Origin of the sequence: Pantoea allii (assembly GCF_046529425.1) — a bacterium.
Lineage (GTDB): Bacteria > Pseudomonadota > Gammaproteobacteria > Enterobacterales > Enterobacteriaceae > Pantoea > Pantoea allii.
Genome location: NZ_CP125958.1, coordinates 2,555,911 through 2,582,543, shown reverse-complemented (window position 1 = coordinate 2,582,543; position 26,633 = coordinate 2,555,911). Strand labels below are relative to the sequence as shown.

Sequence of the window (26,633 nt, the reverse complement as noted above, 5' to 3'; positions counted from 1 at the left end):
GAGGTGCCTGATTTTGACATGCAAAAAATATATTATGTTGTTACTGTTATTTTCTTTTTAATTTTTACAGCACCAGTGCGGAGTGAAACGCTACATTTTGATTCTAATTTGATGGCTGCGAATGGTATCACTTCTGCGCAGCTTGATAATGCACTTAATCAGCATGTAATGCCAGAGCGAGAAACGGAATCTGATATTTACATCAATGGAAAATATATTTTATCAGGAAGGGTTTTTTCGGTTAAAAATGCAGCGGTTTATTCGGAAGACATAAAATCAAAAGCAGGAATAAAAGCGTTAGCATGGTCGCCCTACAAAGCCAGAAATGGCAGTAAATATTTTTATCTGGATAAACAGATTCAGGCTAAATTTGATCGGGCTAATAATACCTTACGGTTATTAGTCCCTGTAAAATATCTGATTAATCCAGAGGGGAAGCAAAGGTTGAGTGGCGGGAACGGGGCATTTATAAATTACAATACCTATGCCTATCGCTTTTCAGGAGGAGAAACCTCCCTCAACAGTATCAATACAGATTATGAAGCCGGAATTAATATGAACAATACGATTATTCGCTCACATGGTTACTACAGTTCCTTTAGCAGCCGTAACGCACGTACGGCGGTTAACACGATACGTGATGGCTATATTGAGCGAGACTATCAAAATGTTCGCGTCCGCGCAGGACGAACAATCGTTAGCGATGGTGGGTTTGGCACTGGCTATATTGATGGTGCCATCATCTCCTCCGCCAACGGCAACGCGACGGCATTTGTGAACTTTAATTATGAAGCTGCAGAAACGCTGACTGTCGAGTTCTGGCAAAATAACTTGCTTCTCTGGAAACAAATCATTCAGAAAGGCCATGCGGAACTGCGTAATATTCCGGTAGCTGGCTTTAGTGATGACGTCAGGGTATTGGTTAAGCGAGACGGGCAGATCGTTGACTCGCGCATCATCTCACGCGCGCAAATCACCTCTGACCAGGATGGTAACGCGGGCTATTATGCTTTTACAGGACGTACCGTTAGCGGCAGCAGAAGCACGGTAAGCGGCGCCGGTTTCTCCAGAACGCTAAATTCAATCTTCGCCCCATCGGTCGCTATGGTCACTGCGTCAGGCTATCGCGGGCTTACGGTCAGCAATACGGCTTTCGAAAAAGATTTTCGCTTTCGCTCCAGCCTGACAAGCGTACAAAATGAGAAAAACCAGAAGGGCCTGAGTTTGGATGTTTCAGGCAGCTATAAAAATACCAGCCTTAATTTTAGTCGTAACAGCCGGCATTTTAGCTATATTGGCCAGGCACGACTCGGGAATTACAATGCACAGCGGAGCAGCATTGGTTTAACGCAGACGCAGCAGTTTTCCTATGGCGTGACAGGAAGTATCTCGTTAACACATTATCGTTTCTACGATGCGCCTGGTTTCAATTCATTGTCAGGCAGTCTGAACTTACCTGTGGGAAAAGCTTCGTTGGGCGTAGGTGTCTCCTACATGTCTTTAAGCCCCGGACAAACGCAAAAAGATAAGATCAGCCTCAATCTTTTCTTGAGCCTTCCACTAAGTTTCAACAAACACAGCGCTAACTGGCGAAGTCAGTATTACACGTACGGTAACAGAGCGCGCCTGTCGAATTCGCTCAGTGCGCCGGTATCTAAAAACTATACCGTGACTGCCAGCCAGATGCGTACGTCGGGCGCGGGTCGGTCAGAAAGCTACTCGCTGGATAATGCCGTCATTACACCTTACACCACTGCGGATGTCTCGCTCTCCCAGGGACGAGATGCCGGAGGCGTATCGCAGACCACCGCGGCATATTTATCCGGTGCTGTTGCCATTAGTAAAGAAGGCGTTATTTTCTCACCAAACCGTATTGGCAATACCTGGGCGGTGGTCGACACAGGCGTCCATCATTATCTTGATGTCGCCTCATTACAAAGTAGTGCGGTCACCAATCATGATGGAAAAGCCATAATTACGCCTGTCGCTGAAGGACGAAATGATTTTATTCGCGTTAGCCCGGAAGGTCTGCCATCAGGTGTAATCATTAAAAACAACGTCAGAGATTTTTCAGCTGTTCGCGGATCGGTGCCGTTCTTTAAATTTGGCATAGCGGATAACCGTTCAATGCTGTTGAAATGGAGCCACAAACCTTCTGACATTCATCAGAGTGATCTTTTTTATGACGGTTCTGGAAAATTAATTGCCCGTTTCATCGACAAAGATATTCTTTTAATCGATGAAAAAGATATCGGAAAGCTGGAATCAGAAGGTATGTCGTCACCTACGCATTTAAATATGCAATGTAAACTTTCATCTCGTCGTCTGAATCAACAGGGGAGTATTAAAAATGTTATTTTCAACTGCCATGCTTCGTAACGTTTCTATGAGTGTTTTCATATTTACAGGTCTTATTCATGATGCCAGTGCCGAAATTCTACCTTCATCATCAGCGGTGTTGATCGAGTCAGGTAAGCAGGAGTCGACTATTGATATTAAGAATAATGGCGATAAAAGTGTGCTGCTTTACAGCAAAATCCGGCGTCTACCAGACGATAATCTTGCCGGTGGCACACTGTATACTGAACCTCAGGCTATTGTAATAGGTCCGGGCGACATCCAGAGCATTCGGGTAATTTACCGTACCAATACGCCGGATGTAAAAGAGCATATCGCGCGCGTCGTATTTACAGGATTACCACCTAAGGATGAGGTCAGCGATGGAAAGGTGAAAATTCTCATTGGGCAAGATCTGCCGGTCGTAGTTAACGTCAGAAAAGATATCGAGCAAAAAGATATGTGGCAGCGCGTACAATATCAGTTAGTCCGCGGCGATCTCTGTATAAGTAATCCCAGCGCTAAAGTGTTCCGTTTCTCACCTTTGGTTAATACAGATGAAGGCGGATCGAAAATCACTTTTACGAAGCCTTATGTTCTTCCGCAGGAGACGTTGTGCGCTACACCTTCTCATCCACTTTCAAAGGGTATGCATCTGAGCATCACCAGCGTCAGTGATTATAATTATCAGTTAAAAACAAATAAAGTCACCCTGTAGTTTATTGCAGGCGCGCCTTTGAGGTTTACTGATTCGCTATGGAGATAACATGTGCTTAGGGTTATCGGGAAACATGGAGAAAATGTTTTTTTAACGGACAAAGAAATTGCCGTAATAGGGTTTTACATGACCGGAATGAAATTACAGCAGATTGCGTGCCGGACAGGCATGGATGTGCTGAAAATTCGTTACCACAAACGCAGGGTGATGCGTAAATTAGGTGTGAAAAACAATAAGGAACTTATTCTCTGGTTCATCGCCAACCGTCCCTCTTTTAGTCTTGAGGAGAGGGAGGGTTAGTGCAAAACGAGGATTCATCCAATTAATGACCAACGGGTGTACGTGGTTTGAATATTTTGGCGAACGCTCTCGGCACTGTGCCGGCGATATGCCTTCCTCTCCGCAATGTGAGTGGGCAGGTGCAGGGAAGGTTTATGGCGTTGGAGGCGGTGCTGGCAAAACGTTGCGAGGAAAAGGGGGCTTTTGGCCGCTGTAGGGGGGAAAGATATTGCCGGAGGATTCTGCGCCTTTCTGTAACTGGCGGGGATGAGTTACAGACAGGCGCAGATAATACCCTTTCTGGTTGTGTAACGTCCTAAAATTGTTATCTCAATGTTCTGAGCTGAACGCTTTATTGAATATAAAAATAGCGAGAGGCTAATAAAAAACATTACATCCGATATTCTGAGAATGGAAATCTGTTCTGTGTGGCTTCGTGCTTAGGGTTTCTATCAATTAGACGCGGCGTTTTTAGAAATTATGATGCCGGGTTGAGGGGGGCATGTTAATCCGGTACGTACAATCCGGAATTATCTTAGCTAGTCGTTCACTGAATGCCACCAGGTTAGGGAAGGTGGCATTTTTATATGGCGTTGGGATGATGAATGACAGGTTGGGATTTGAAGTTGATTGTTAATTAAATATTTTTTTGGTTATTTGTGGAGAGATAAAAAATTATTGCTCCAGTGGAGGGGTTGTGACTTTTATGGATAATGCAAAACGTTGTCTGACATTTACTGAAAATGAAGTAGCGGTTACCTGGTTTTTTATGACCGGGATGACAGTAAGGCAAATAGCCGAATGGATGAATCTGCCGGAGAAAGCAGTCAGTTATTATAAACGGAGAGTGATGAAAAAAATCGGCGTGAAGAATGATAATGAATTCATTATGTGGTTTTTGGAAAACAGACTTTCTTATCAGAGGAGCGAGATTGAATTTTCTATCCTCCGTCAGAATAAAAGAGCGATCAGGATAAAGTAAATGTTGCAAAAAGATTTAATTGATATGGGAATTAAAAAGAATGCAAGATGCATCCTTACCAGCCTGTTTTTACTGTTATCACTTACAGGTTGTAGCCATAGCATTTCGTCAAAAGCAAACAGGCAAGACTATACGCTGAGCCATGATTATTCTTCACTCGCCCAAAACGAACGTATTCGTTTCCTGGTTTTTCATTACACGGCCGCTGATAACGCAACATCGTTAAAACTTCTTACAGGTAATAATGTCAGCGCCCATTACCTTATTCCTGAGTCGCCTGACAATACAGCAGATAAACCCCTCATCTATCAACTGGTCCATGGAGATAAGCGCGCCTGGCACGCCGGTGTCAGTAACTGGAATGGGCGTGTCAATCTCAATGATTCTTCTGTCGGTATTGAGATTGTTAATCGTGGTTTTTCAGAAAATATGTTGGGACATAAAACCTGGTATCCCTACGATGAAAAACAAATCAAGGCGCTTGTCGCGTTGTCTAGGCGCATTATCCAGCGTTATAATATTACCCCTGATAACGTAGTCGGTCATAGTGATATCGCCCCCCTGCGAAAACAAGACCCCGGTAAGCTGTTTCCCTGGAAACAACTGGCTGCTCAGGGGATCGGGGCCTGGCCGGAAGCAGAGAAAATAAAAAAATATCTCAACGGTCGTCTGCCAACCGCACCTGTGAATGTTCATAAAATGCAGGTGCTACTTAAAACCTATGGATATGATGCTATTCCACAAACGGGTGTGCTCGACGAGGAGACTATAAAAACCATTCAGGCGTTTCAAATGCACTTCAGACCGGCGCTTGATAACGGCATACCTGATGCGGAAACAGAGGCAATTGCTCAGGCGCTTAACGAACAGTATCGCCCAAAGGCCATTGATTGAAGGGATCATCAACTCAAGGCCAGGCAGCGACTTTGAGCATCGGGCTGTTACGCATGCCAATAACGCAGAGGCGGTTTGCTGGGTGGGCGGCTAACGGGCAAACGTTATGTTTAGGCTGACTCCTTATAAGGGCTCCAGTCAGTTTGTTAACGGAGCCAGACGGCGATTCATATCGCAATTTTCCCGTGTTGGCTGTTGTGGATTTAACACCTGGTAAGGCATGTGGCGCGTTTCTCCTGTACTCGGCTTTGCCTTAAATACGTCAATCTGACGGGTTGAGGGCAGGAGCCAGTGCGATTGTTCGTTTTCACGCCCGACATGCTTGCAAGCGATGCGCGTTCACCTGTCAGGCTTGCCTGCACCATCACATTTTCCAATGACGCGTCATCTTGTAACTTCTCAACTCGCATGACAGTATCGTTACATGTATATACATGTACTACCGTTTACGCATCCATCCGTTCAACAATAGGTCTCAACGCACCGCGTATGCTGTGTTCCAGTGAGGAAACTATGCCAGCTGAATCACCTGCAGCAGATTATTCAGGCGCAGAGAAACCGCGCCTGTCAGAAACCCGTTCGATTGATTACATCCCGCCGCGCGAACGTCACGGGCAGCCTTTCAGCCAGTTTACCCTCTGGTTTGGCGGTAATCTGCAAATCACCGCCATTGTCACGGGCGCGCTGGCTGTGGTTCTGGGCGGCGATGTGGTGTGGTCGCTGGTTGGGCTGCTGGTCGGCCAAATCATCGGGGCGGGCATCATGTCGTTACATGCCATTCAGGGCCCGCGCCTGGGGTTACCGCAGATGATCACCAGCCGCATGTAGTTTGGTGTATTCGGTGCGGTCATTCCCCTAGTGCTGGTCTGTATAATGTACGTCGGCTTTTCTGCCAGTGGTACGGTGCTGGCGGGACAGGCGCTGGCGAAGCTTATTCACGTCAGCAACGCGACCGGAATGGTGGTGTTTAGCGCCCTTATTGTGGTGATTGCGGTACTGGGCTATCGTGTGATTCATCAACTGGGGAAACTGGCGAGCGTGATCGGCGTCCTGGCCTTTGCCTATTTGTTCATCACGCTGCTCTCCACTCACGACTTATCGGCGGTATGGCAGAATCGCCATTTTACGCTGGCTAACTTTCTGCTGGCGATCTCGCTGTCTTCCTCCTGGCAAATTGCGTTTTGCCCCTATGTCTCTGACTATTCGCGCTATCTTCCCGCCGATGTTTCCGCAAGGACGCTGTTCTGCTCGGTGTTCTTTGGCAGCATGACCGGCACCCAGGCATCAATGACCCTGGGCGTGATCGTTGCCGCGATCGCCGGTAAGGCATTTTCAGGCAATGAGGTTGGCTATATTGTGAGCTTAGGCAGCACCGCAACGATGGCGATGGTGATCTATTTTGCGATCTGCTTTGGGAAAATCACCTTTACCACCCTGAATGCCTACGGCAGCTTTATGTCTCTGACGACAATTGTATCGGGCTTCCGCCAGCAAACCTCGCTCAGTCGGGGGGCACGCGTTCTGTTTGTGGTCTTGATGGTCACCGTTGCCTGCATCATTGCACTGCTCAGTGAACCGGCCTTCCTGAAATCCTTCACGCATTTCCTGCTGTTCCTGCTGGCCTTCTTTGTCCCCTGGAGCGCGATAAGCCTGACTGATTTCTATCTCATCACGAAAGGCAAAGTGGATGTCCCGGCACTGTCAACGCCAGACGGACGCTATGGCCGCTGGAACTGGGCCGGTATTACGGTCTACTGCCTGGGGGTGATGGTGCAGTTGCCCTTTATCGATAACCCGTTACATCATGGTTCTCTTACCTGGGTTTTTGCCGGCAATGACATCTCGTGGATTATTGGCTGGTTGGTGACGGCACTGCTATGGCTGATCGCCAGCCGATGGGATCGCCGGGGTAAACTCGAATCTTCAGTCTTTCCGCACGAATAACAGTGTGCCGGTCACCAGGCGGCGCGGCTGTGATGATTATCGCGCCTCCTCCCGGTGATTTTTTTAACGCGTGCTGCGCGCCACTCCCGGCTTCGGCGGGCTTAGCCCTAAAGCGAAGGGGAAAACTACACTCAGGTAAAAAGAGGGTGGGCTGCAGGGTTATCGCTCTCCCTTGCCGGTAATTTGCCTGGCGAACAACCGATAACGCGTTTAAAAGCTTTCCTGAAGGCGCTTTCTGATGCGTATCCCAGGGAGGTTGCAATATGCAGTACAGAGTCATCGGTGCGGTGTAACCGGTCGCAGGCTAACAGCATTCTCCATTGCGTAAGATATTCAATGGGGGATGTTCCCACGGTTTGCCTGAAATGCTGTGCAAACGCTGAACGCGACATGGCCACTTTTATGGCAAGCTTTTCCAGTGTCCAGCCATATCCGGGCGCGTCATGTATACAGGCTATCGCCGTGCTCAGTTTTTTATCCCGAAGCGCAAAAAGCCAGCCCGCGCTGGCGGCTGCGTTGTCATCCGCATGCAATCGCAGTGCCTGTATTAACAGCATAAAAGCCAGTTGCTGCACGATAAGTCCGCTGCCCGGTAGAGGATTGCGGACCTCCTGCGCCATCCGTTCAAGCGCCCAGTGCATCGCCTTTTTATCTGTCTCCTGACGAAGATGCACAACGGGCGACAGTGGATTCAGAAGCATGCGCGCAGCCTGGCCAGCCAACAGAAAATGGCCACCGACCAGAAAACAACCTGCCGTCTCATGCGTCCTTGCGGCGATATCTGAAATCATTTCAGAACGAACCTCCCGAAAGTCGACGGGCGTTAATCCCAGGTCTGTCGCCAGTCTGAAAGGCGGGCCGGGCGGTAAGAGATAACACTCTCCGGCGGTGAGCCTTACGGGCTCTGCAATGCCCTCTACCGACAGCCAGCACTCGCCTGATACCACGGCGTAGCATTTAACGCCATCGTGAGCGGGCCACTGAACCGCCAGCGTCGGATTCAGCACAACGCCGCCCGAAGCATAACTTTCAGGTTTGAGTAGCGATAACAGTTGTGAAAGGGGATCCATAATCTGCTCCGGACGATTGGACATAAAACAGCGACGTTGCAGCATAGATTGTATTACGTCCCACGTCTAAATTAGCCGCATCGGGTGGCAAAATAATTCATGGTTCATAAAGGAGTAATAAGATGCGAATTTTTCTTACAGGTGCGACGGGGTTTATTGGCACTGCAGTTGCCGCTCAGCTTATTGCATCAGGCTACCAGGTTTCAGGCCTTACCCGAAGTCGGAAGGGGGCTGATGTCCTGACTGCTGCGGGTGTCGAACCCTTTTTTGGCGACGTTGACGATCATGCCTGCCTGCGAAGCGGAGCGCTATTGAGCGACGGCGTCATTCATACGGCGTTCAATCACGATTTTTCCACTTTCATATCTAATTGCGAAAAGGACAGACTGGCGATTCAGACGATGGGCGAAGCGCTGGTGGGAACGCAGCGGCCGTTGATTGTTACATCCGCTGTGGCGCTGGGCTCTCCCAGCCCGGACAGCATGGCGGTTGAAAACCACTTTAACCCTCAACATCCTAATCCGCGCAAGGCGTCAGAGCTGGGCGCAATAACTGCCTTACAACAGGGGGTTAATGTTTCTGTCATCAGGCTTTCGCAGGTACACAATCCTCTGAAGCAAGGCCTGGTAACCGCACTGATTGAGACGGCCCGGCAAAAAGGTTTTTCTGCCTGTGTTGGAGAGGGCCAGAACCGCTGGTCGGCGGTGCACATCAGTGATGCTGCTCATCTTTATCGACTGGCACTTGAAAAAAACCGCGCGGGTGATCGCTATCATGCCGTTGCAGAAGAAGGCATCGCGATGCACAGGATTGCCGAAACGATTGGCCACATGCTCAATGTGCCGGTGGTGAATATTGAGCCTGCCGAAGCACCTGAACATTTTGGCTGGTTAAGCAAATTTGTCACTCAGGACATGTCTGCTTCTGCGACAATCACTCAACGGGAACTGGCCTGGAAGCCGCAAGGGCCAGGTTTACTTGCCGATCTTGAGCAAAATCGCCTGGTATAACGGAAGTTTGCTATTGCTCAACGCGCCGGTCCGTTTTGTGCCACAAACGGGCTATGCAAACATCACTGTTTTAATAAGAAGGTAACAATACATGTCTTAATTGTACTGGCTGGCAGGGTAATTAAATACATCATATTCATAAGGTTAGTGGCAGCTTGCCGATAGGCTGCTCGCTCCGTATAGCGGTTTTTTACCCGCTTAAGAATGCAGTGGGTCAAATTTTTCATAAACTATTAAACGTGATCACGTCGTTCGCAGATAACCGAGAGAACAACGGTTACTGATTTTAGTGACTTGTCTGGCAACTGAATGTTGTCGGTGGAATGGAAGGGAATATGATGTCTTTGATTTTTGGTGAGTTATCGGGTGCGCCAGCCTGGGTACCTGCAGTATTACTCGTTATTCTCTCATTAATAGTGGGGTTTCTTGCTCGATTTATTCTTCTCAGGTTTATCCGTTACTGGCAGAGTCGCGACAGAAAGTTATTCAAATCCCTTGAAAAGCATCTTCGTGGGTCCCTGTTTCTTTTTATCCCTTTAGTGTTAATCAATATCGGGGTGAATTATATCAATATCCCCCCGCAATCCCTTAATTTCATAACGGCTACCGCCAATATATTTATTATTTTATCCGTCTGCTCTATTTTGATTCGATTGACGAATGTCGCACAGGATATGCTTTTTATACGCTATGACATTAATCTTTCAAATAACCTTCGTGCCCGTAAAATTCGCACGCAGTTAATCTATGTAAAAAAAGTGGCAATCGTCATCCTTGTGTCATTCTGTTTGTCGATGATTCTGCTCAGTTTTCCGGGTGTGCGTAAATTCGGCACGACAATTCTGGCCGGTGCCGGGGTAGCAGGGATCATCATTGGTTTTGCCCTGCAGAAGTCGCTGGTCAACCTGTTTGCTGGCATCCAGATCGCCTTTACGCAACCAATAAAAATTGACGATGCCGTGGTCGTTGAAAAAGAATGGGGATGGATTGAGGAGATAAATCTGACCTATGTCGTTGTGCGTATCTGGGATCTGCGCCGACTGGTTCTGCCCATTACCTATTTTACAGAAAATGCCTTCCAGAACTGGACGCGTAATAACGCACAAATATTAGGATCGGTGTTTCTTTATGTGGATTACTCCATGCCGTTGGAGCCGCTCCGCAGACATTTTGAAAAAGTGCTGAGCGAAACAAAACTCTGGGATCAACAGACTCAGGTGCTTCAGGTGACCGATACGACCGAAAGAACCATGACCATCAGGTTATTGATGACGGCACAGAATTCCCCCACAGCCTGGGATTTACGCTGTTACGTACGGGAAAAAATGATTGAGTTTATTCAGCAAAATTATCCGCAGAGTTTGCCTCATGTCAGGGCAACCCTGACCGACGCCGATGCGGTAGACAAAGAAGCCCGCTGCTAATCGCGTATTGGGGGAGAGTGGAACGTACAGAGGTGCTGATCGCCGTATAAACGTCAGGACAACTGTACTTCTGCTGTTTGTTTACATCCGTAGTGGATGGCATGATTCGATGATGCAAACCGGACGCATCATTCCATTCTGTTTTTAAGGGGCCTTATGAAACACAAATCGATCTATCGCGTGGGTGACTGTGAGGTTTTTAAAGTGCCTGAACTTGAGGCGTCTTTATCGGTAAGTATGCTCTATCCTGACCAGCAACTGGATAGCCTTTCCCCTGAAAACATCTCGCTTTCGGTGCATAGCTGGATTGTCCGGACACCGGGCGCCACCCTTGTCATTGATACAGCCAGTGGCAACGGGCGTGAGCGTCCCGGATCTCCGCTTTCTCATCAACTGGATACACCTTATGAACATCGTTTCCGCGAGACGGGCATCGATCCCGATGAGGTGGATTTTGTTTTGATCACCCATTTGCACGGCGATCATGTGGGCTGGAACACCCACCAGGTGGAAGGCAAGTGGACGCCGTTTTTCAGGAATGCGCGCTATTACTGTTCCGATATCGGTCTGAAAAACTGGCAAAACGATCCTGCAAGACAAACCCTGTTAGAGGACAGCATCAATCCGGTTATCGAAGCTGGCTTACTTGAAACGCTGGATATGACGACAAAACCGATCCTTGCTGAATTATTACGCTTTGTGCCCACGCCCGGTCACAGCCACGATCACGCGTCAATTATTCTGCACAGCGCGGGAGAATATGCCTTATTTACCGGCGATCTTATGCATAACGAACTTCAGGTCAGGCAACCCCATCTGGCCTCTCGCTTTTGTGCAGATGCCGACCAGGCGGAAGTGCAACGCCGATGGGCAATGGAATGGGCCGCCGATCATCAGGCATTATGTTTCAGTTCGCACTTCGCCCAGTCGTCTGCGGGTTATCTGAATAAAACCGCAAACGGGTTTGAATGGCGCTTTGTCTGAGTAAGCCCCTGTCGCTCCGGCTCAGGGCCGCCATGCGCTCTTATTTTTGGGTCGTTCAAGGATTTTCGCCCGGCACATCTCCTCGTGCAGAGCGTCGTTTTTAGCTTGCGAGGCAGGGCATAACACATTCATTCCAACGCCTGTGATAACTTGTTAGGCTTTCCCGACAGACGTTCAGGAGGGTGCCATCATCATGGTTAGACGCATTGGGGTGGAAACCTCCATCGTTAAACACGCAGACAAAAATGTTGAAGTCACCTTGTTGCAGGTAAAGGAGGCGACGCGATGTATCCTGTTTGTCGCCGGGCTGGGGGGCAGCCCACTGCGCCACCTTGAGCTTCTGCAGACCTTTACCCGGCAGGGTATTTCCGTTGTCGCGCCGCATTTTGAACGCCTGACCTCTCCCTTTCCCTCCAGGGCTGAATTGCTGGAACGTAGCCAAAGGCTCGCCTTAGCCGGGAACAACTTTTGCAACCACTATGACTCGATAACCGGGGTTGGGCATTCACTTGGCACGGTGATTTTATTGATGCACGCCGGGGCCACAGCCTGGACCAAAGCAAGAGAGTCGGTCGTTTTTGACGGCAGGCAGAGGTTAAATCAACTGGTGCTTTTAGCACCGCCAGCAGATTTTTTTCGCGCGCCGTCGGCGCTGGTATCCGTCAACCTCCCTGTTCAGATTTGGGCGGGTGAAAAGGACAGCGTTACGCCACTTTCAGAGGCACTCTTTCTCAACGCGGCATTAGCGCATCACACGCAGACAGATCTTCATGTTGTGAAAGATGCCGGTCATTTTACCTTTATGAATACATTGCCTCCGCACGTCACCGATTCCTTTGCCTCGCGAGATACTTTTCTTTTGGATTTGGGCGAAAAGATATCCCATTTTGTTACTGCTTAGTGCCACAGGGCACAGCCAAACAGCGGCTGGGTAAGAGGGGCGCTAATGTGAGATAAACGCGTTCACCCTCTGACTATCAATAACGCGATGATTTTACCCATGACCAGAAGCCAGGGCAGGGATAAACGTCATTGAATGAAATAGCGCCCTGTTGTAACCCGTATTTTAATTCGCGGTGCGCGGTAGTAAAAATAATGGGGTCAATAATGAATAAAAGCGGAGGCGTGCTTAGCATGATAGCGAATTATGAGTATCTGCCTGGAGGGGGAAATATCGTTATCACTGGCATGATATTATCATGGGTGCTGAAATCAATGCTTAAAAATGAATCATTTACGGTTTCGCTTGCCGTCTCTGTAACGTCCGATCACATAATACTGGAGTGGAATAAGCTGCTGTTTAATAAGTATAATTAAATTTTTATTCATTTATTTCCTCTGGCTGCCTGCAATTTCCGTCATATAAGTTACGCTTTGAAAGGTGATTGAAAGCAAACAAGACGGCGAATGATATTTATAACTACCTGATTGACTGACACTGCCATCATTTTAAGTGACAACGTTATTGTTTGTAATAAATCAGGCCGGAATAGTCTGAAAATGCCTTTTTTTAATGGGCGTAAACTTCTTTGTCGATAATTAATTTTGTTTTGGTTGAAATGCTTTTTTAAGAAAAACCGCATTACCTTCGCAGTAACTTTATTATCCGCCAAAGGCCGAATGAATAAGCCAGATAACGCTGATTCTGTATTGCCATGTCCTGTGAATAAGGAAACGCTAACGCAGAATCATCAATGACCCGAGAGGAAAGAGTATGAAAGCAGTCGTTTATAACGGACCCTTTGATGTTTCAGTTAAAGATGTGCCCGATGCCAAAATTGTCCGCCCCACCGATGTTCTGGTTCGCATCACCACCACCAATATCTGCGGCTCAGATCTTCACATGTATGAAGGACGCACCAGCTTCGAGCAGGGCCGTATTTTAGGGCATGAAAATTTGGGGCAGGTGGTTGAAATTGGCAGTGGCGTAGAGCGAATCAGCGTAGGTGACTATGTCTGCCTGCCGTTCAACGTAGGCTGTGGATTCTGCGAAAACTGTGAGAAAGGCCTGACGGGATACTGTCTGACAGCCAACCCTGGTACTGCTGGCGCTGCCTATGGCTTTGCCGAAATGGGCAGTTGGGAAGGCGGTCAGGCCGAGTTGCTTCGCGTCCCCTTTGCCGATTTTAACTGCCTGGTATTACCGCCCGATGCGGTTGAGAAGGAAGATGACTACGTCATGCTGTCCGACATTTTCCCGACCGGCTGGCACGCCACAGAGCTTGCGGGCTTAAAAGCTGGTGAAAGTGTGGCTATTTACGGTGCCGGCCCGGTGGGACTCATGGCAGCGCACTCGGCCATTATCAAAGGCGCATCGGAGGTCTATGTTGTCGATACGCATGCCGACAGGCTGGCACTGGCGGAAAAAATCGGTGCGATTGCCATTAATGCCACGGGCGCTGATGCGGTAAATAAGATTCTCGATCTCACCGATGGTCGCGGCACCGATTGCGGTTGTGAATGTGTGGGCTATCAGTGCTGCAACAAACATGGTGTTGAAGACAATTCTGACACGATGAACAGCCTGGTTGCCTCAACAAAAGCCACGGGCGGTATTGGCGTGGTGGGCGTGTTTGTTCCACAGGACCCGGGTGCAGCGACTGATCTGGCGAAAGAGGGCAAAATGCCTTTTGACTTTGGTAGTTTCTGGTTCAAAGGACAATCCATCCGTACCGGCCAGGCGAATGTTAAAGCTTATAACCGCCAGCTTGCACGACTGATTTCGCAGGATAAAGCGAATCCAGGGCAGATTATCTCGCATCGCTTAAAACTGTCTGAAGCGGCAGAAGGCTATAAGCACTTTGACGATCGCGACAGCGGTTGGACAAAAGTGATTTTAAAACCTTAAGTCGTTCGTCATTACCATGATTGCCCCAGTCTGGTGAGTACGCCCGAGTGCGTGTGAACCAGACTGCGGGCGTTCAGCCTCTAAATGAAAGCCTTTCTTTATCAGTCAATCAGACCTGTTGGCATTGAAAGCCTTAGCTGAAGGTAAGCCCCATCCATGAGCATGATGCGCGGATCGCTTCCAGGGCGAAAAGCGTGAGATTCTTCTAACCGACAAGGTGACTGAAAGGGCGATTACCAGGGCGCGCGGTTTCGATCAAAAAAGAAACCCGCAGTCATCGCCTGGGGAGCCTGATCGGCAAGCCAGACAATGCCATCGGCCGCTTCCTCAACCGTTCTGTAGCCTGTATGCCCATTAAAATCGGTGGCGGTGTAGCCTGGGTCGACGGCGTTTACGCTAATGCCAAACCACGTAAGTTCATGAGCAAATGCCACGGTCACGCCATTCATCGCCGTTTTCGAACTGGTATAACCCATTGCCTGGACGCGTGAATAGGGATGTGCCCGATCGGCGACCCACGCCAGCGATCCCAGCCCGCTACTCACCATAATCACTCTGGCTTGGGGCGCGAGTTTAAGTAACGGAATAAAACACTGGGTCACGCTGATGGCACCAAAAACGTTAGTGTTATACACCGCCATAATATCGCTGACTGACTGCTCACTGGGGGCGACAGGTTGAATCCCGGCAATGCCAGCATTGTTGATAAGAATATCCAGTTTTCCATCTGACTTCAGTACCTGTTCAGCCGCCGCCTGAACGCTGGCGGCCTGGGTCACATCCATCACCGTCAGATGCACATCCAGCCCTTCTGCGGCGAGCGTGTTCAGCGCTGCGTGGCCAAGCTGCTCGTCACGACAAGCCAACCAGACCTTATAACCCAGTAAGCCCAGTTGCCTGGCCGTCTCAAATCCAATGCTTTTGTTCGCGCCGGTGATAAGAACACTTTTGTTGGTCATTTTCTGCTGCCTCAGTTATCTCTGCTGGTGATATGGCCCCGCTAAACGCATTACCGGGCGTGTTCAGCATTTATAGCCCAGGCAATGCTGTTTGATAACAGAGGCTAATACGAATAACCTGATCGAAATGGCGAACAATCGTAGGCCGTGTAGATGAACGATTTATCGATTTTTCTGGCAGTGTTTAATGCTAAGGGCTTTCGTGCGGCAGCCAAAAAGCTGGGGCTGTCTCCCTCTACCGTCAGTGAAAGGGTGACCGCGCTTGAGCTGAGCCTTGGCGTGCCGCTTTTTATCCGCACGACGCGCAGCGTAACGCCGACTGAAGCCGGCCGGATGTTGTCCGAACGTATGTCGCCACTGCTCAGCGAAATGCGGAGCATACTGAACGACGTTGCCAGCTCTCAGCAGGCGGTGCGCGGGGTGCTTAAACTGAACGTCACGGGTGCCGTCATGGTGGATATCCTTCCCGCGCTGATCGATCGGTTTCTTGCTCATCATCCGCGCTTACAGGTGGAAATCATGGTCGATGATCGCCTCATCGAAGCCACATCGGAAGGCTGCGATGCAGGAATACGTTATGGCGAGCACCTTGCCCAGGATGCCATTGCCATTCCCATCGGCCCTCGTCAACAGCGTTTAGCGCTGGCGGCGTCACCGGCTTATCTCGCCGCTCACGGCTCGCCGTCACATCCCGCCAGGTTAACGGAACTTGACTGCATTCGTCTGCGATATTCCAGTGGCGCGCTGATCCCATGGGAGTTTGCGCATAACGGAGAAACTGTCCGCGTCGATGCGCCCGGACGTCTGACTATCGGGGTCAATGGTGTGTCGGGGGCGATCGATCTGGCAATAAAAGGTCAGGGCATTATCGCGACGTTTGAAAACTGGCTTCAGCCTCACTTTGAAACAGGCGAACTCCATCCGTTACTCGAAGCATGGTGGCCTGCTTTTGAAGGGCCGTGGCTCTATTTTCCCAGCCGGTTTATGTCTGCGCCGTTGCGCGCATTTGTTGATTTTCTTAAAGAGGAGCGCGAGGGATGTGCGGATGAAGGCAGGTGCTAACGATTCATGTCGTGATGCGATGCAGCAAGTGCGCCGGGCCATGCTCGCGAACAGGCTAAGGCGCAGGCAGATTTAGCGTTTTAAGGGCGATGTCTTGAGCGACCCGCTGGGTTAATACAAAACCGTACGGTCGGGGTTAACAGGGGCAGCGCAGTATATTTTAAGTCTGCGTCAGGGTGCGCTCTGGCTGTCGCAGTCCGATTGCTTGCTGCACCTCACAAAGCGGTGACAAAATGAGGCCGCCACAGAGGGGATGAGACCGTTTTTCTGCGCGATATCCAGGTCACCGCTATTGTCACATGTCGCACCTGCCGAAACGCCCTGGCAGCGGTGATGTTCAGAAGCCGTCATCGCATGCTGTAAATCGGTATTCAGATGTGATTTGTAATCATCAAGCGCATCACGAATATCAGCCGGAGCGAGCCATTCCAGGTGCTTAGACGGGCACTGCCGGGTGAGTTCAGCCATGTAAGTTTGCCATGCATGGTCGGCAGGTGCTGCTGCCAGCGCTGCGGTTGAACCTGCAAATAGCAGGACAGCCAGTTCAAGTCGCATGATCATTTCCCACACCGTTCAGAGGTTATACATCGGGATAGCCATTTTCTATGCTGCATCAGTAATACGTTGAGGTAAAGCGTCTCTGTCGGCACAGGCGCGAACGGTGAAGGCGCGCAGTTTGTTGAGTCTCTGGCTTTGCCCACCGGAGCCTACAATGGATGATCTGGCGAGTAAAAAACGCTGCCTGATGTCGGGCGCGCCGTTAGCCTTGTTTCCAGCTTGTCTGGCCGGTCGCAATCTCGGTTAGCGGCTCCTCGCGCCACTGCCAGGGTTGCCGAAGTACCACGCGGCTGGCGAATTTTGCTATGCCAATCTCATCTTCCAGCAAACGCTCCATCAGGTCCTGAAACTTGTATAAATTGGGGGCGATAATTTTCAACAGATAGTCGTAGCCACCACTGATGTTATAGCACTCCACGATCTCCCGGTACTGACAGGCGCCGGATTCAAATTTAATAAAATCGGCAGGATAATGGCTGTTGAGCGTGATCTCGGAAAACACCACCAGATTGTTGCCCAGTTTGTTCAGCGTGACCCTGGCGGCGTAACCCGAAATAATGCCGCTTTGTTCCAGGCGCCGGGTACGCGCTAAACAGGGACTGGGGCTGAGGCTAATCGCCTCAGCCAGTTCAACTATTGAACAACGCCCCTCGCGCTGAAGATGCTCAAGTATTCTGATATCAGTTCGATCGAGAGGCTTAGGATGTGACATAGACAGGTGATTACCTCGGAATGGGCTGTGACGCCCTGGCTGCAGTCGCTTCCGTTAACGACTGATCGAGTACCTCGATTATCATTTGCGCCTGTTCCGCCGTCAACACCAGGGGCGGACGAATCTTCAGCACGTTATGTCCCATTGCGCATGCACTCAGCAGGACACCTTTCTGGCGCATTCTGTTCACCACCTGACTGGTTAGCCAGCGGTCCGGGGTACGGGAAGGGCGATCGGAAACCAGTTCCACGCCAACAAAGAGGCCCGCGCCACGCACATCGCCGATGGCTTCATGCTTGTGACTGAGGGCGGTAATGCCCTCAAGCAGAAGCGCGCCTACCTTGCGGGCATGGGCAATCAGATCATCCTGTTCAATGGTTTTCAGGACGGCCAGCGCGGCGGCACAGGAAACCGTATTGCCCGCAAACGTATTGAAATAACGGGCGCGTTGACCGAACTCTGCCAGAACGTCAGCCGTGGCCAGCAGCCCGGCAATCGGTTGACCGTTGCCCATCGGTTTGCCCAGCGTAACGATGTCCGGGATGACGTTGTGACGCTGAAAGCCCCACATGTTTTCGCCCGTGCGTCCGAAGCCAGGCTGCACCTCGTCGGCAATAAACAATCCTCCGGCCTGTTTGATGGCATCGACCGCGCCTTTCAGGAAACCCGCTGTGCCAGGCAGGATGCCATCGCTGGTAAACAGCGAATCGACGATCAGTGCAGCGGGCTTAATGCCGTGCCGCTGCAGATCGGCAATGGCGTTTTCGACATCACGCGTGAAGCGCTCGCCGAGATCGGCCCCCTCGGCATGGTAGAGACGGGGCGCGGGCACCAGACGCACATGAGGCCCAAGGTCAACCGAGGTGCCCAGCGAGGGCGAGAACTGAGAAACCGCGTCCGTGATGCCATGGTAAGCGGTTTCGGTCACGATGATGCCGGTGCCGCCGGTCCGTATTTTGGCAATACGGTAGGCCAGATCGTTGGCTTCACTGCCTGTGCAGGTCAGCATCAGATGCGCAAGCGCCGTTTCCGGCACGGTCGCCAGCAGACGTTCGGCCAGTTCCAGAATGGTGTCGTGCAGGTAGCGGGTATTCGTCGCGAGGGTTTTAACCTGCTGACAAATGGCCTCGGTGACGGCAGGATGACAATGCCCAAGTGAGGTCACATTGTTATAAATGTCCAGGTAGCGACGGCCTTCAGGATCGATAAGCCACACGCCTTCACCGCGCACGATGTGTAAGGGATGCTCGTACATCAGACGATAAGCCGGACCCAACAGCGCATCGCGCCTTTCGATCATCGCGGCCGTTTCCGGTCCCACGTCGGCCTGACCGGGGATATAGGCGTTTACCATATTAAGATCGGTGGTGCTTTTCATTAATTTCTCCCATTTCAGAGTTCAGTCAGCAATCGGTCACGTGCCGCATCGCGAGACAGATCCGCCATGAAGGACAGCGCCTCCCAGGCGGCTGGATTATGACGCATGATATAGGCGCGGTTATGGGGATAGCGGACCGCGCGCCATTCGGTAATCAGGACGGTAATCAGATGACGGGTGGCCATCAGATCGGTAACGATGTCTTGCTCCATGTCGTTGAGCGGGAGCGTTTTGTGATAGGCACCCACGAACTGGGCTGCGCCTTCAAACGGATCGGGCTGGCCTGACATTTGAAAGGCCGCAGCGGTCGCGACTTCGCCCACCAGTGGGGCATAAAGCATGTCGCCAAAATCGATAATCCCCGTAATGCGGTCCTGTTCCTCTGGCGCCACCATCACGTTGTAGAGGTGAAAATCGTTATGGATGACCTGCGCCCTGATTGCCGACAGGCGCGGCAGGACGTGCGTGGTGAAACGCGTCATAAATTTCTCCGCCAGCCTGCGGCGCGTGGGGTCGACGAGTTCTTCCAGCTTATCCATCAGACGATGTGCGGCAGAAACGTTCCACAGTAGATCATGGCTGGCGGCAGGATGTGTGAAACCCTGTAAAGCCAGATCGAGTTGGGCCAGGCAGGTGCCCATGGCACGACGTTGTGCAGGCGTTCGGTCCGTGTCCTTAACCTGCATCCCGTCCAGATAGGTCAGCATCCTGACAGTGGTTTTTGCACCATCAGCTAGAGTGACGTTGTCACAATCCTGTCCTTTGCGCGTCCGCACAACACGCGGAATCAGCAGGTCGGGTGCAACCTCAGCGACATGGTTGAGCGCCTTAATCTGGAAATCCACAATCGACAGCGCTTCAGAGGGATTACTGATCTTCAACACATAGCGCGTGCCGTCTGCCTGCTCGATGCAACAGTTCTGATCGCGCTCACTGGCCAGTGACCGAATGTTGCCCTCAATGCCATACATTTCAGACACTAAAGATTGAATGGCCGGAAGTGAGAGGGCCGGCGCGGCTGTGCTCAATGCGACAGCAGGGTTGGTGTGTTCATCAAGCATCATTTTCCCTCGCTTTACCGTCTTTGGAGACAAATCAAAGGCCCAACAGGCCGGCAAGCTGGCGGAAGTTGGTGAGCCGTTCAACGCCATAGCCGTCGACGGCGGGCTCATGCCCACGATCGATAAATGCTTTGCCCATAAAGCCGAGGTCGGATGCCGTCATCAGGTCATAACGGAAGCTGGAGGAGCAGTGCATGATGTGTTCTGGCCCGCAGCCCAGTTGGTCAAACATGTATTCAAAAATCTGCGCACGCGGCTTATAAGCACGCGCCTCTTCTGCCGTATAGACAGCATGAAAGGGCGCTTTAAGATGGGCGACGCTGTGTGGGATAAGATCGGTCATCGAATTCGACAGGATCACTAAAGGAAAATGTTGGGATATCAGTTCCAGCGTTTCCACAACGTGAGGATGCGGCTGCCAGGTGGGCACGGCGTCATAGAGAGCCTGCGCGTCAGTATCGCGGTAATCCACATCATGAGCTTTACAGGCCCGCTGAATGGCGTTTTCTACCACCTGGAAAAAGGGCTTCCAGTCGCCCAGCACTTCATCAAGACGATAGAAACGAAAGCTTTCAAGAAAGGCGGGCATCCGCTGTTCTGCGATGCGATCGGCAAAAAGTGTCTTTGCTGTCGGTCCCATTTCAAAATTAATTAGCGTTCCATAGCAATCGAAGCTGATAAATTTTGGTTTATAAATCATGTGATTAACCCCTTTCATTTGTATAAAAGAAGTATATCGTGGTGAGCGAACAGATAATTTCTTATTGACCACTGAATGGAGTGGTTTTTGCTCAATTCGCCATAGCACGCGGCATTATCCGCATAGCGTTAATCACGCCCCGATGGCTTCGTCAGCGTCGTTCCCCGGGGCCGCCCACCGGCAGCGCAGAAATTTATCAGCCCGACTTAGCCCAAAGGCGTAGTTTGCGCCTGCATTGTGTTTTACACTGCGCGCTGAAAAAAATGAGTAGATTAACGATTAGGTAGGCGGTAATGGCGATGAATGGAACAATCACAACCTGGTTTCAGGATAAAGGCTTTGGCTTTATAAAAGATGAAAACGGCGATAACCGCTATTTTCACGTGATTAAGGTCGCCAACCCTGATCTGATTAAGAAAGATGCGTCGGTCACGTTTGAGCCCACCACGAACAATAAAGGGCTGTCGGCCTATGCGGTGAAAGTCCTGCCGGAAAGCAAATACATCTTCATTGCGGGCGAGCGGCTTAAGCTTACCGCCATTAAGTCTTTTGTGGTTTACAGCGAAGAAGTCCCTGCCAGTAGCCGCATTGATAAAGAAAATACGGTGCTGTCTGTGGGCATTCTGATGAACAATATCAAACCCAAATCAGCCGACCAGGCCGATGAGATGCGTACGCTGAAGAAACTGGCGATCACCACTTTTCAGGGGGCGACCTTAATCTTCTCTGAGGATGAGATTGATATCGATGCCACGGTGAAACTGCTCAAGGTCTGACAGCTTCGGGCCAGAACTGCCAGCGCCTTTCTCAACAAGGCACTGGCAGCCTGTAAGCATTCCGGTGCACCCCATCGCTGGGTCTCTTTGGTCCTTTTGGCCGCTTTCGAACAGGATAGTTGTGTTCGCCAATGCTTCTGGTGCCTGTCTTTTACACCTTACAGACTCCTTAATAAGTTCTCTCTGTAACCGAATATCAGATTACCTTGGTGAATGAATGGCTCTCATTCAGCGAGGGTTTCGTTTTTCTGTTCCGTTACCCTTCGTCTGCAATCCAGCGGTTATGGGTCAGCATTAAGGTTCTGGCATGTATGAATGTCAGGCCAGGGCTGTCTTCTGGAATGCGCTTTTCGTTGTTTTGTAATACAGCGCGCGCCGTGCTTTTTACTGCACTGGCTTATGCTGTGATCGTAGTTGACGATGTGACTGTCAGGCGTGTAATTGTGTTTTCAGTACATAATTAATTTATTTTTATCAAAATTAAAAAAAATGGTTTTTTAACTGTAATTTAATACGTCAGCATTTCCATTGCTTTGTTTTCTGTTGAGGCTTTTCCTGCCAGGTAAAGAAGATTTTAAAAAAACGCTCGCATCAGTCAGGTTTACAACATTTTTAATAAAGATGTTATTTGCATTTATTTTTGGTGAATAAATTTTTTTGTTTGTTTTTATGGTTGTTTAAAGTTGACAGAAATTAATGTTAAAATTGGAATTAAAAATTCAATTAAATTATAACATTAGCGCAATAATCTATTGATTTGATATCTGGTTGAAGATTGTCCTATTATTGTCCGCAGGACACGGAGGTGTCCCGGCTGCTTACAGCGATACAAGGATAATGTAATGGATAAAGATTTCCAGAATAACGCGTCAGAAGCACGTACCCATCTAAAAAATATCTGCATAAAGCCGGAGCCGGTAAGCAATAAATCCCCTCCCTGAGGTGCCCGGTGAGGGATGATTGCCGTAACGGCCAGGGCGTCGGGCGCCTGGTCATATGCAAAAACTCATCGTTAATAAAACTAACCTCAACGCCGGTGTTTTCGAATATTACCGAAAACTCATCTGACTGTTAAAAATACGTGTGCAGGTAAAGGCGGTGAAAACAAAATCAGTCTCACGTTGTGAATACGAAAGGTTTTTCTGAGCAAGCTTCAAGACAGATACCGGAGTTGTCGGCCTTTCTTTTTGGCTGAGAACCTTTTCGAACGTTGAGCAAAAAACTGTCTGCCTGACCCCGCGCGCTGTGAGTTCCCCATAACGGGAAACAGCGAAGGGCGGTAGCGTGCCCGGAATCCTTCGGAAGAGCAAAAAATGGAAAACCCAGCCAGTCTGTTACACCGTTTGAATGCTTATTGTGCCCATGCCAGGGAAGCCGCTGTCTGCCTGTGCCAAATCCGCGTGCGCAGAAATGCTGCCTAAGCACTGGCGGCTGAAACTGCTGGAGCAGGGTAAAGGCATCTGATGTTACTGGCGCGCCGCAACGAATGGGATAGGGATGTCCTCAGACAGGATTTGTGCGGCGGGCACGGCAAACAAAAACCTCAACACCGTCTGTAGCTTTCGAAAAGTATTCATTTAAGTGGTGCAGGAAGCAGGGTTATTAGCTTCTCTGGCGGGTAACAGCCTGTTGACTCAGCAAATACTGCCTGAAATGAGTCAGGTGGCTGACTGATATAGCGGAAAAACAGATGCTGACCTCGCTGACGCTGGAATGATGCGAGGAAGACGCTGTCTCGTTGGAAATTGACCGGACACAAGGAGTGGACATATGAGCAACAATCCCCCCATAAGATTCAGTCACAACCACCACCGGCTTTCGGTGAAGGGATGTGGCGCAGAGCTTGATGTGCTGGCTTTTGAAGGCGATGAAGCCTTAAGCAGACCGTTCCGCTACCGGATTGAATTCACCTGTACAGACCATGCCATCAGCAAAGAGATGATGCTGATGAAGCCCGGTTCCCTGACGCTGCAGGCCCCGGCTGACACGGGTTTCGGTAGTAAAGTGCAGCAGACGTTACGGGTGATTCAGGGCGTGGTGACCGGCTTTGAGCGCCTCAGCACTTCTAAAGAGGAAACCCGCTATGCCCTGACGCTCCGGCCGCGCCTGGCGCTGCTTGACCGTTCGCACCAGAACGCCATCTACCAGGACATGTCGGTGCCGCAGATTGTGGAAAAAATCCTGCGCGGGCGCCACAACATGCGCGGTCAGGATTTTCTGTTCTCGCTGTCAAAAGAGTACCCGCGCCGTGAGCAGGTGATGCAGTACGGTGAGGACGACCTGCACTTCATCACCCGCCTGCTGGGCGAGGTCGGTATCTGGTTCCGCTTCACCACCGACACGCGCCTGAACATCGACGTGGTGGAGTTCTGCGACGGTCAGCAGGGCTATGAGAAAGGCCTGACGCTGCCGTCGGTGCCGCCGTCGGGGCAGCACTCGCAGGGCGTGGATTCGGTGTGGGGGATGGAGAGTCATCACAGCGTGGTGCAGAAGCAGGTCAGCACCCGGGACTACAACTACCGTCAGGCCACGGAAGACATGAACGCTCTGGTGGACGTGACCCGCGGGGATGCGACCACCTACGGCGATGCCTACCACTGGGCGGATAACTACCTGTCACCGGGCCGTACCTGTGACCGCAGTCCGGCACCGGAGTCCGGTGCGTTTTATGCCCGCATCCGGCATGAGCGTTACCTGAACGGCCAGACGCAGACCCGGGCCATCACCAGCTGCCCGACCCTCTCTCCGGGTCAGGTGCTGAAAGTCACCGGCGGTTATGAAGTGGCGGAGGTATTTGCGCAGGGCGTGGTCATCACGGCGATGCACAGCCAGGCGCGGCGGGATGAAGACTTTCGCGTGCATTTTGAGGGCATCCCGGACAGCACGGATTTTTGCTTCCGCCCGGAGCCGGGCTCACGCCCGGTGATGGCCGGCACCGTACCGGCGCGCGTCACCAGCACCACCGAAAACGACACCTATGGCCACATCGATAAAGACGGCCGCTACCGGGTGAACATGCTGTTCGACCGCGATAACTGGGAAACCGGGTTCGAGAGCCTGTGGGTACGCCAGTCCCGCCAGTATGCCGGGGACACCTACGGTCTGCACCTGCCGCTGCTGGCGGGCACGGAAGTGGCGATTGGCTTTGAGGACGGCAACCCGGACCGGCCGTACATCGCAGGCGTGCTGCACGACTCGGCCCACGGTGACCACGTGACCATCCGCAACTACAAACGTAACGTGCTGCGCACCCCGGCGAACAACAAAATCCGCCTTGACGACGAGCGCGGTAAAGAGCACATCAAGATTTCCACCGAATACGGCGGCAAGAGCCAGCTGAATCTCGGACATTTAGTGGATGCTGAGAAGCAGAAGCGCGGTGAGGGTTTTGAGCTGCGGACGGATAAGTGGGGAGCCATCCGGGCACACAAAGGGATATTCATCAGCGCTGATGGCCAGACGAAAGCACAGGGCCAGGTGCTGGAGATGCAGCCGGCCATCAGTCTGTTGAAAGGAGCGTTAAATCAGGTAACCAAATGGGGAACGATTACTCAGACACACCACAACGTTGCCCCTGATACTGAGCCATTAAGCGAATTTGTTTCCGGTGCCAGTGAGCTTACAGAGCCTACTTTGTTGCTGTCTGCACCGAAAGGTATTGCCGCCGTCACGCCGGAAACGAGTCTGATGTATAGCGGGAAGGGGCTATATCTACAGAGTCTGGGCGAAGTCAATGTCAGCACAGCACAGCGCTATTCCGTGAACGCGAGCTACTCTGTCTCAATCCTTGCCCAGCTTGAAGGGATGCGGCTGGTATCCGCTAAAGGTCCGCTTAATATTGAGTCACATGGAGATGTCCTGTCGCTGACTTCTCTTAATGATGTCACTGTTCAGTCAACACAAGGGCACCTGCAGTTAACGGCTAAAAATGGCATCACTCTGGGCTGCGGTGGGGCTTACATTCGTCTTACGCCACAGGGGGAAGTGCACATTCACGGTCCGGGATTAATCAGTCTCAAAGGCCTCCACGATTTGCAGGGGCCAGACAGCGAGAATTTCCCCCTGCCTGAACTCCCGGCATCGATATGTAAAGAGTGCCTTAAAAAAGCCCGGGAGCTGGCGCAGGGCTTCGTCCCCAGGGAGGCATAAATGACCACACGATGGATTGAGGAAGTCGCTGTTACTTGCCGGACATCCGGGGCTGATTATCTTGATATTATTGTTGATCAGGCTGGGCTGGATTTCAGCGTGATACCGGCACTGGACGCACTCTCTGTGGAGTGGCAGTCGCTTTATCATGGGCTTCCGGAAGCGTTTATTGTCGATGATGCGCCGCTGATTGCACGCATTACGCTCGATGATCCTCAACAGATGCAGTGGCTGAAGGACATGAGTCAGTTGATCGCTGTTCAGTCTCCTTTGCTGCTCTTGTGTTCACACTGGCCTTTTTCTGCCCTGACTGGCTGGCTCACACAGTGTATGGATATTCTGCAGGAAGGGCGGAGCGGAATTTTACGATTTTACGATACGCGGATTTTCCCACTGCTTTTTACGCACGTTCTCAAAGAGGAACAGCAACAGCCTTTGTTGCGTCCTGTCCTGTTCTGGGCCTGGCAGGATATGGATGGCAACTCAAGAGGTATAAAAGGTAACAGTACGCCTCAGAATCGCAATGAAAAACCTCCCAAAATCGACCTCAGCGATCGCCAGTTGGATCACCTGCTGTGTGTCTGCGATGTCATGATCCTCCTGTCCCACAGTGCACCACTAGCGGTCAGGTATACATCACAACAAGCGCTTTTTTTTGATTGTTATCAGGGCATGGTGGAGGCAACCAACCAGGGCATTATTCTGGATGAAGCCCGCGAGGCCTGGGTCATTGAAAAATGGCTTACTAAACAAGTAAAGATCTAATAGTGAAAGGAAACCGCTTCAGC

21 protein-coding genes and 1 pseudogene are annotated in these 26,633 nt (G+C 50.8%); 15 read left to right on the top strand and 7 right to left on the bottom strand.

Going from position 1 to position 26,633, the window contains the following annotated elements:
• Window positions 1-18: 18 nt before the first annotated feature.
• From QNH99_RS12140 to QNH99_RS12115, 6 genes and pseudogenes are all read left to right on the top strand, one after another.
• A complete protein-coding gene (locus QNH99_RS12140; RefSeq protein ID WP_410516739.1) occupies window positions 19-2,379 on the top strand; it encodes a fimbrial biogenesis outer membrane usher protein in 2,361 nt (786 codons plus the stop codon).
• Complete coding sequence (locus QNH99_RS12135; RefSeq protein WP_013025675.1) at window positions 2,351-3,055, top strand: fimbria/pilus periplasmic chaperone; 705 nt, start codon at window positions 2,351-2,353, stop codon at window positions 3,053-3,055. Before QNH99_RS12140 ends, QNH99_RS12135 begins: the two co-directional genes overlap by 29 nt.
• A gap of 51 nt (window positions 3,056-3,106) precedes the next feature.
• On the top strand, window positions 3,107-3,355 hold the full coding sequence (locus tag QNH99_RS12130; RefSeq protein ID WP_013025676.1) for a helix-turn-helix transcriptional regulator: 249 nt from the start codon (window positions 3,107-3,109) through the stop codon (window positions 3,353-3,355).
• 685 nt (window positions 3,356-4,040) lie between these two features.
• Window positions 4,041-4,316, top strand: coding sequence for a helix-turn-helix transcriptional regulator (locus tag QNH99_RS12125; protein ID WP_029568750.1), 276 nt, complete (start codon window positions 4,041-4,043; stop codon window positions 4,314-4,316).
• Window positions 4,317-5,210: an N-acetylmuramoyl-L-alanine amidase gene (locus QNH99_RS12120; RefSeq protein ID WP_063879468.1), complete on the top strand. Its 894-nt coding sequence runs from the start codon at window positions 4,317-4,319 to the stop codon at window positions 5,208-5,210. It abuts the gene before it with no gap.
• 513 nt (window positions 5,211-5,723) lie between these two features.
• Window positions 5,724-7,154: pseudogene (locus tag QNH99_RS12115) on the top strand (purine-cytosine permease family protein).
• Between the two features lie 131 nt (window positions 7,155-7,285).
• Here QNH99_RS12115 and QNH99_RS12110 read toward each other — a convergent pair.
• On the bottom strand, window positions 7,286-8,269 hold the full coding sequence (locus tag QNH99_RS12110) for an AraC family transcriptional regulator (RefSeq protein WP_109716280.1): 984 nt from the start codon (window positions 8,267-8,269) through the stop codon (window positions 7,286-7,288).
• 77 nt (window positions 8,270-8,346) lie between these two features.
• On the opposite strand from QNH99_RS12110, the gene QNH99_RS12105 reads away from it, so the two are divergent.
• The 5 genes from QNH99_RS12105 (at window position 8,347) to QNH99_RS12085 (ending at window position 14,490) form a co-directional block, all read left to right on the top strand.
• Complete coding sequence (locus tag QNH99_RS12105) at window positions 8,347-9,234, top strand: SDR family oxidoreductase (protein ID WP_109716281.1); 888 nt, start codon at window positions 8,347-8,349, stop codon at window positions 9,232-9,234.
• A gap of 338 nt (window positions 9,235-9,572) precedes the next feature.
• Entirely contained in the window at window positions 9,573-10,658 is a 1,086-nt protein-coding gene (locus QNH99_RS12100) for a mechanosensitive ion channel family protein (protein ID WP_172823924.1), read from the top strand.
• Between the two features lie 156 nt (window positions 10,659-10,814).
• Window positions 10,815-11,642, top strand: a complete 828-nt coding sequence (locus tag QNH99_RS12095) for an MBL fold metallo-hydrolase (protein ID WP_172896846.1) — start codon at window positions 10,815-10,817, stop codon at window positions 11,640-11,642.
• A 193-nt stretch (window positions 11,643-11,835) separates the two neighbouring features.
• Window positions 11,836-12,543 carry an alpha/beta fold hydrolase gene (locus tag QNH99_RS12090; RefSeq protein ID WP_172896847.1) on the top strand — a complete coding sequence of 236 codons (708 nt, stop codon included), beginning with the start codon at window positions 11,836-11,838 and terminating at the stop codon, window positions 12,541-12,543.
• Between the two features lie 813 nt (window positions 12,544-13,356).
• The gene (locus QNH99_RS12085; protein ID WP_063879477.1) at window positions 13,357-14,490 is read left to right on the top strand and encodes a glutathione-independent formaldehyde dehydrogenase; all 1,134 of its coding nucleotides are present in this window, start codon (window positions 13,357-13,359) and stop codon (window positions 14,488-14,490) included.
• Between the two features lie 233 nt (window positions 14,491-14,723).
• Here QNH99_RS12085 and QNH99_RS12080 read toward each other — a convergent pair whose 3' ends face one another.
• A complete protein-coding gene (locus tag QNH99_RS12080) occupies window positions 14,724-15,449 on the bottom strand; it encodes an SDR family NAD(P)-dependent oxidoreductase (protein ID WP_410516738.1) in 726 nt (241 codons plus the stop codon).
• A 153-nt stretch (window positions 15,450-15,602) separates the two neighbouring features.
• On the opposite strand from QNH99_RS12080, the gene QNH99_RS12075 reads away from it, so the two are divergent.
• A complete protein-coding gene (locus QNH99_RS12075; protein WP_172896849.1) occupies window positions 15,603-16,511 on the top strand; it encodes a LysR family transcriptional regulator in 909 nt (302 codons plus the stop codon).
• 171 nt (window positions 16,512-16,682) lie between these two features.
• Here QNH99_RS12075 and QNH99_RS12070 read toward each other — a convergent pair whose 3' ends face one another.
• The 5 genes from QNH99_RS12070 to QNH99_RS12050 form a co-directional block, all read right to left on the bottom strand.
• Complete coding sequence (locus QNH99_RS12070) at window positions 16,683-17,072, bottom strand: hypothetical protein (RefSeq protein ID WP_254353830.1); 390 nt, start codon at window positions 17,070-17,072, stop codon at window positions 16,683-16,685.
• A 199-nt stretch (window positions 17,073-17,271) separates the two neighbouring features.
• On the bottom strand, window positions 17,272-17,781 hold the full coding sequence (locus QNH99_RS12065; protein WP_063879480.1) for an Lrp/AsnC family transcriptional regulator: 510 nt from the start codon (window positions 17,779-17,781) through the stop codon (window positions 17,272-17,274).
• A gap of 10 nt (window positions 17,782-17,791) precedes the next feature.
• Window positions 17,792-19,159, bottom strand: coding sequence for an aspartate aminotransferase family protein (locus tag QNH99_RS12060; protein ID WP_063879481.1), 1,368 nt, complete (start codon window positions 19,157-19,159; stop codon window positions 17,792-17,794).
• Window positions 19,160-19,173: 14 nt separating this feature from the next.
• Window positions 19,174-20,223, bottom strand: coding sequence for a phosphotransferase (locus QNH99_RS12055; RefSeq protein ID WP_410516737.1), 1,050 nt, complete (start codon window positions 20,221-20,223; stop codon window positions 19,174-19,176).
• Window positions 20,224-20,254: 31 nt separating this feature from the next.
• Entirely contained in the window at window positions 20,255-20,920 is a 666-nt protein-coding gene (locus QNH99_RS12050; protein ID WP_063879483.1) for a haloacid dehalogenase type II, read from the bottom strand.
• 293 nt (window positions 20,921-21,213) lie between these two features.
• Here QNH99_RS12050 and QNH99_RS12045 point away from each other — a divergent pair, with 293 nt between their 5' ends.
• The 3 genes from QNH99_RS12045 (at window position 21,214) to QNH99_RS12035 (ending at window position 26,610) form a co-directional block, all read left to right on the top strand.
• On the top strand, window positions 21,214-21,696 hold the full coding sequence (locus QNH99_RS12045; RefSeq protein WP_063879484.1) for a cold-shock protein: 483 nt from the start codon (window positions 21,214-21,216) through the stop codon (window positions 21,694-21,696).
• Window positions 21,697-23,466: 1,770 nt separating this feature from the next.
• Window positions 23,467-25,845, top strand: a complete 2,379-nt coding sequence (locus QNH99_RS12040; RefSeq protein ID WP_410516736.1) for a type VI secretion system Vgr family protein — start codon at window positions 23,467-23,469, stop codon at window positions 25,843-25,845.
• Complete coding sequence (locus tag QNH99_RS12035) at window positions 25,846-26,610, top strand: DUF4123 domain-containing protein (RefSeq protein WP_410516735.1); 765 nt, start codon at window positions 25,846-25,848, stop codon at window positions 26,608-26,610.
• Window positions 26,611-26,633: the final 23 nt, after the last annotated feature.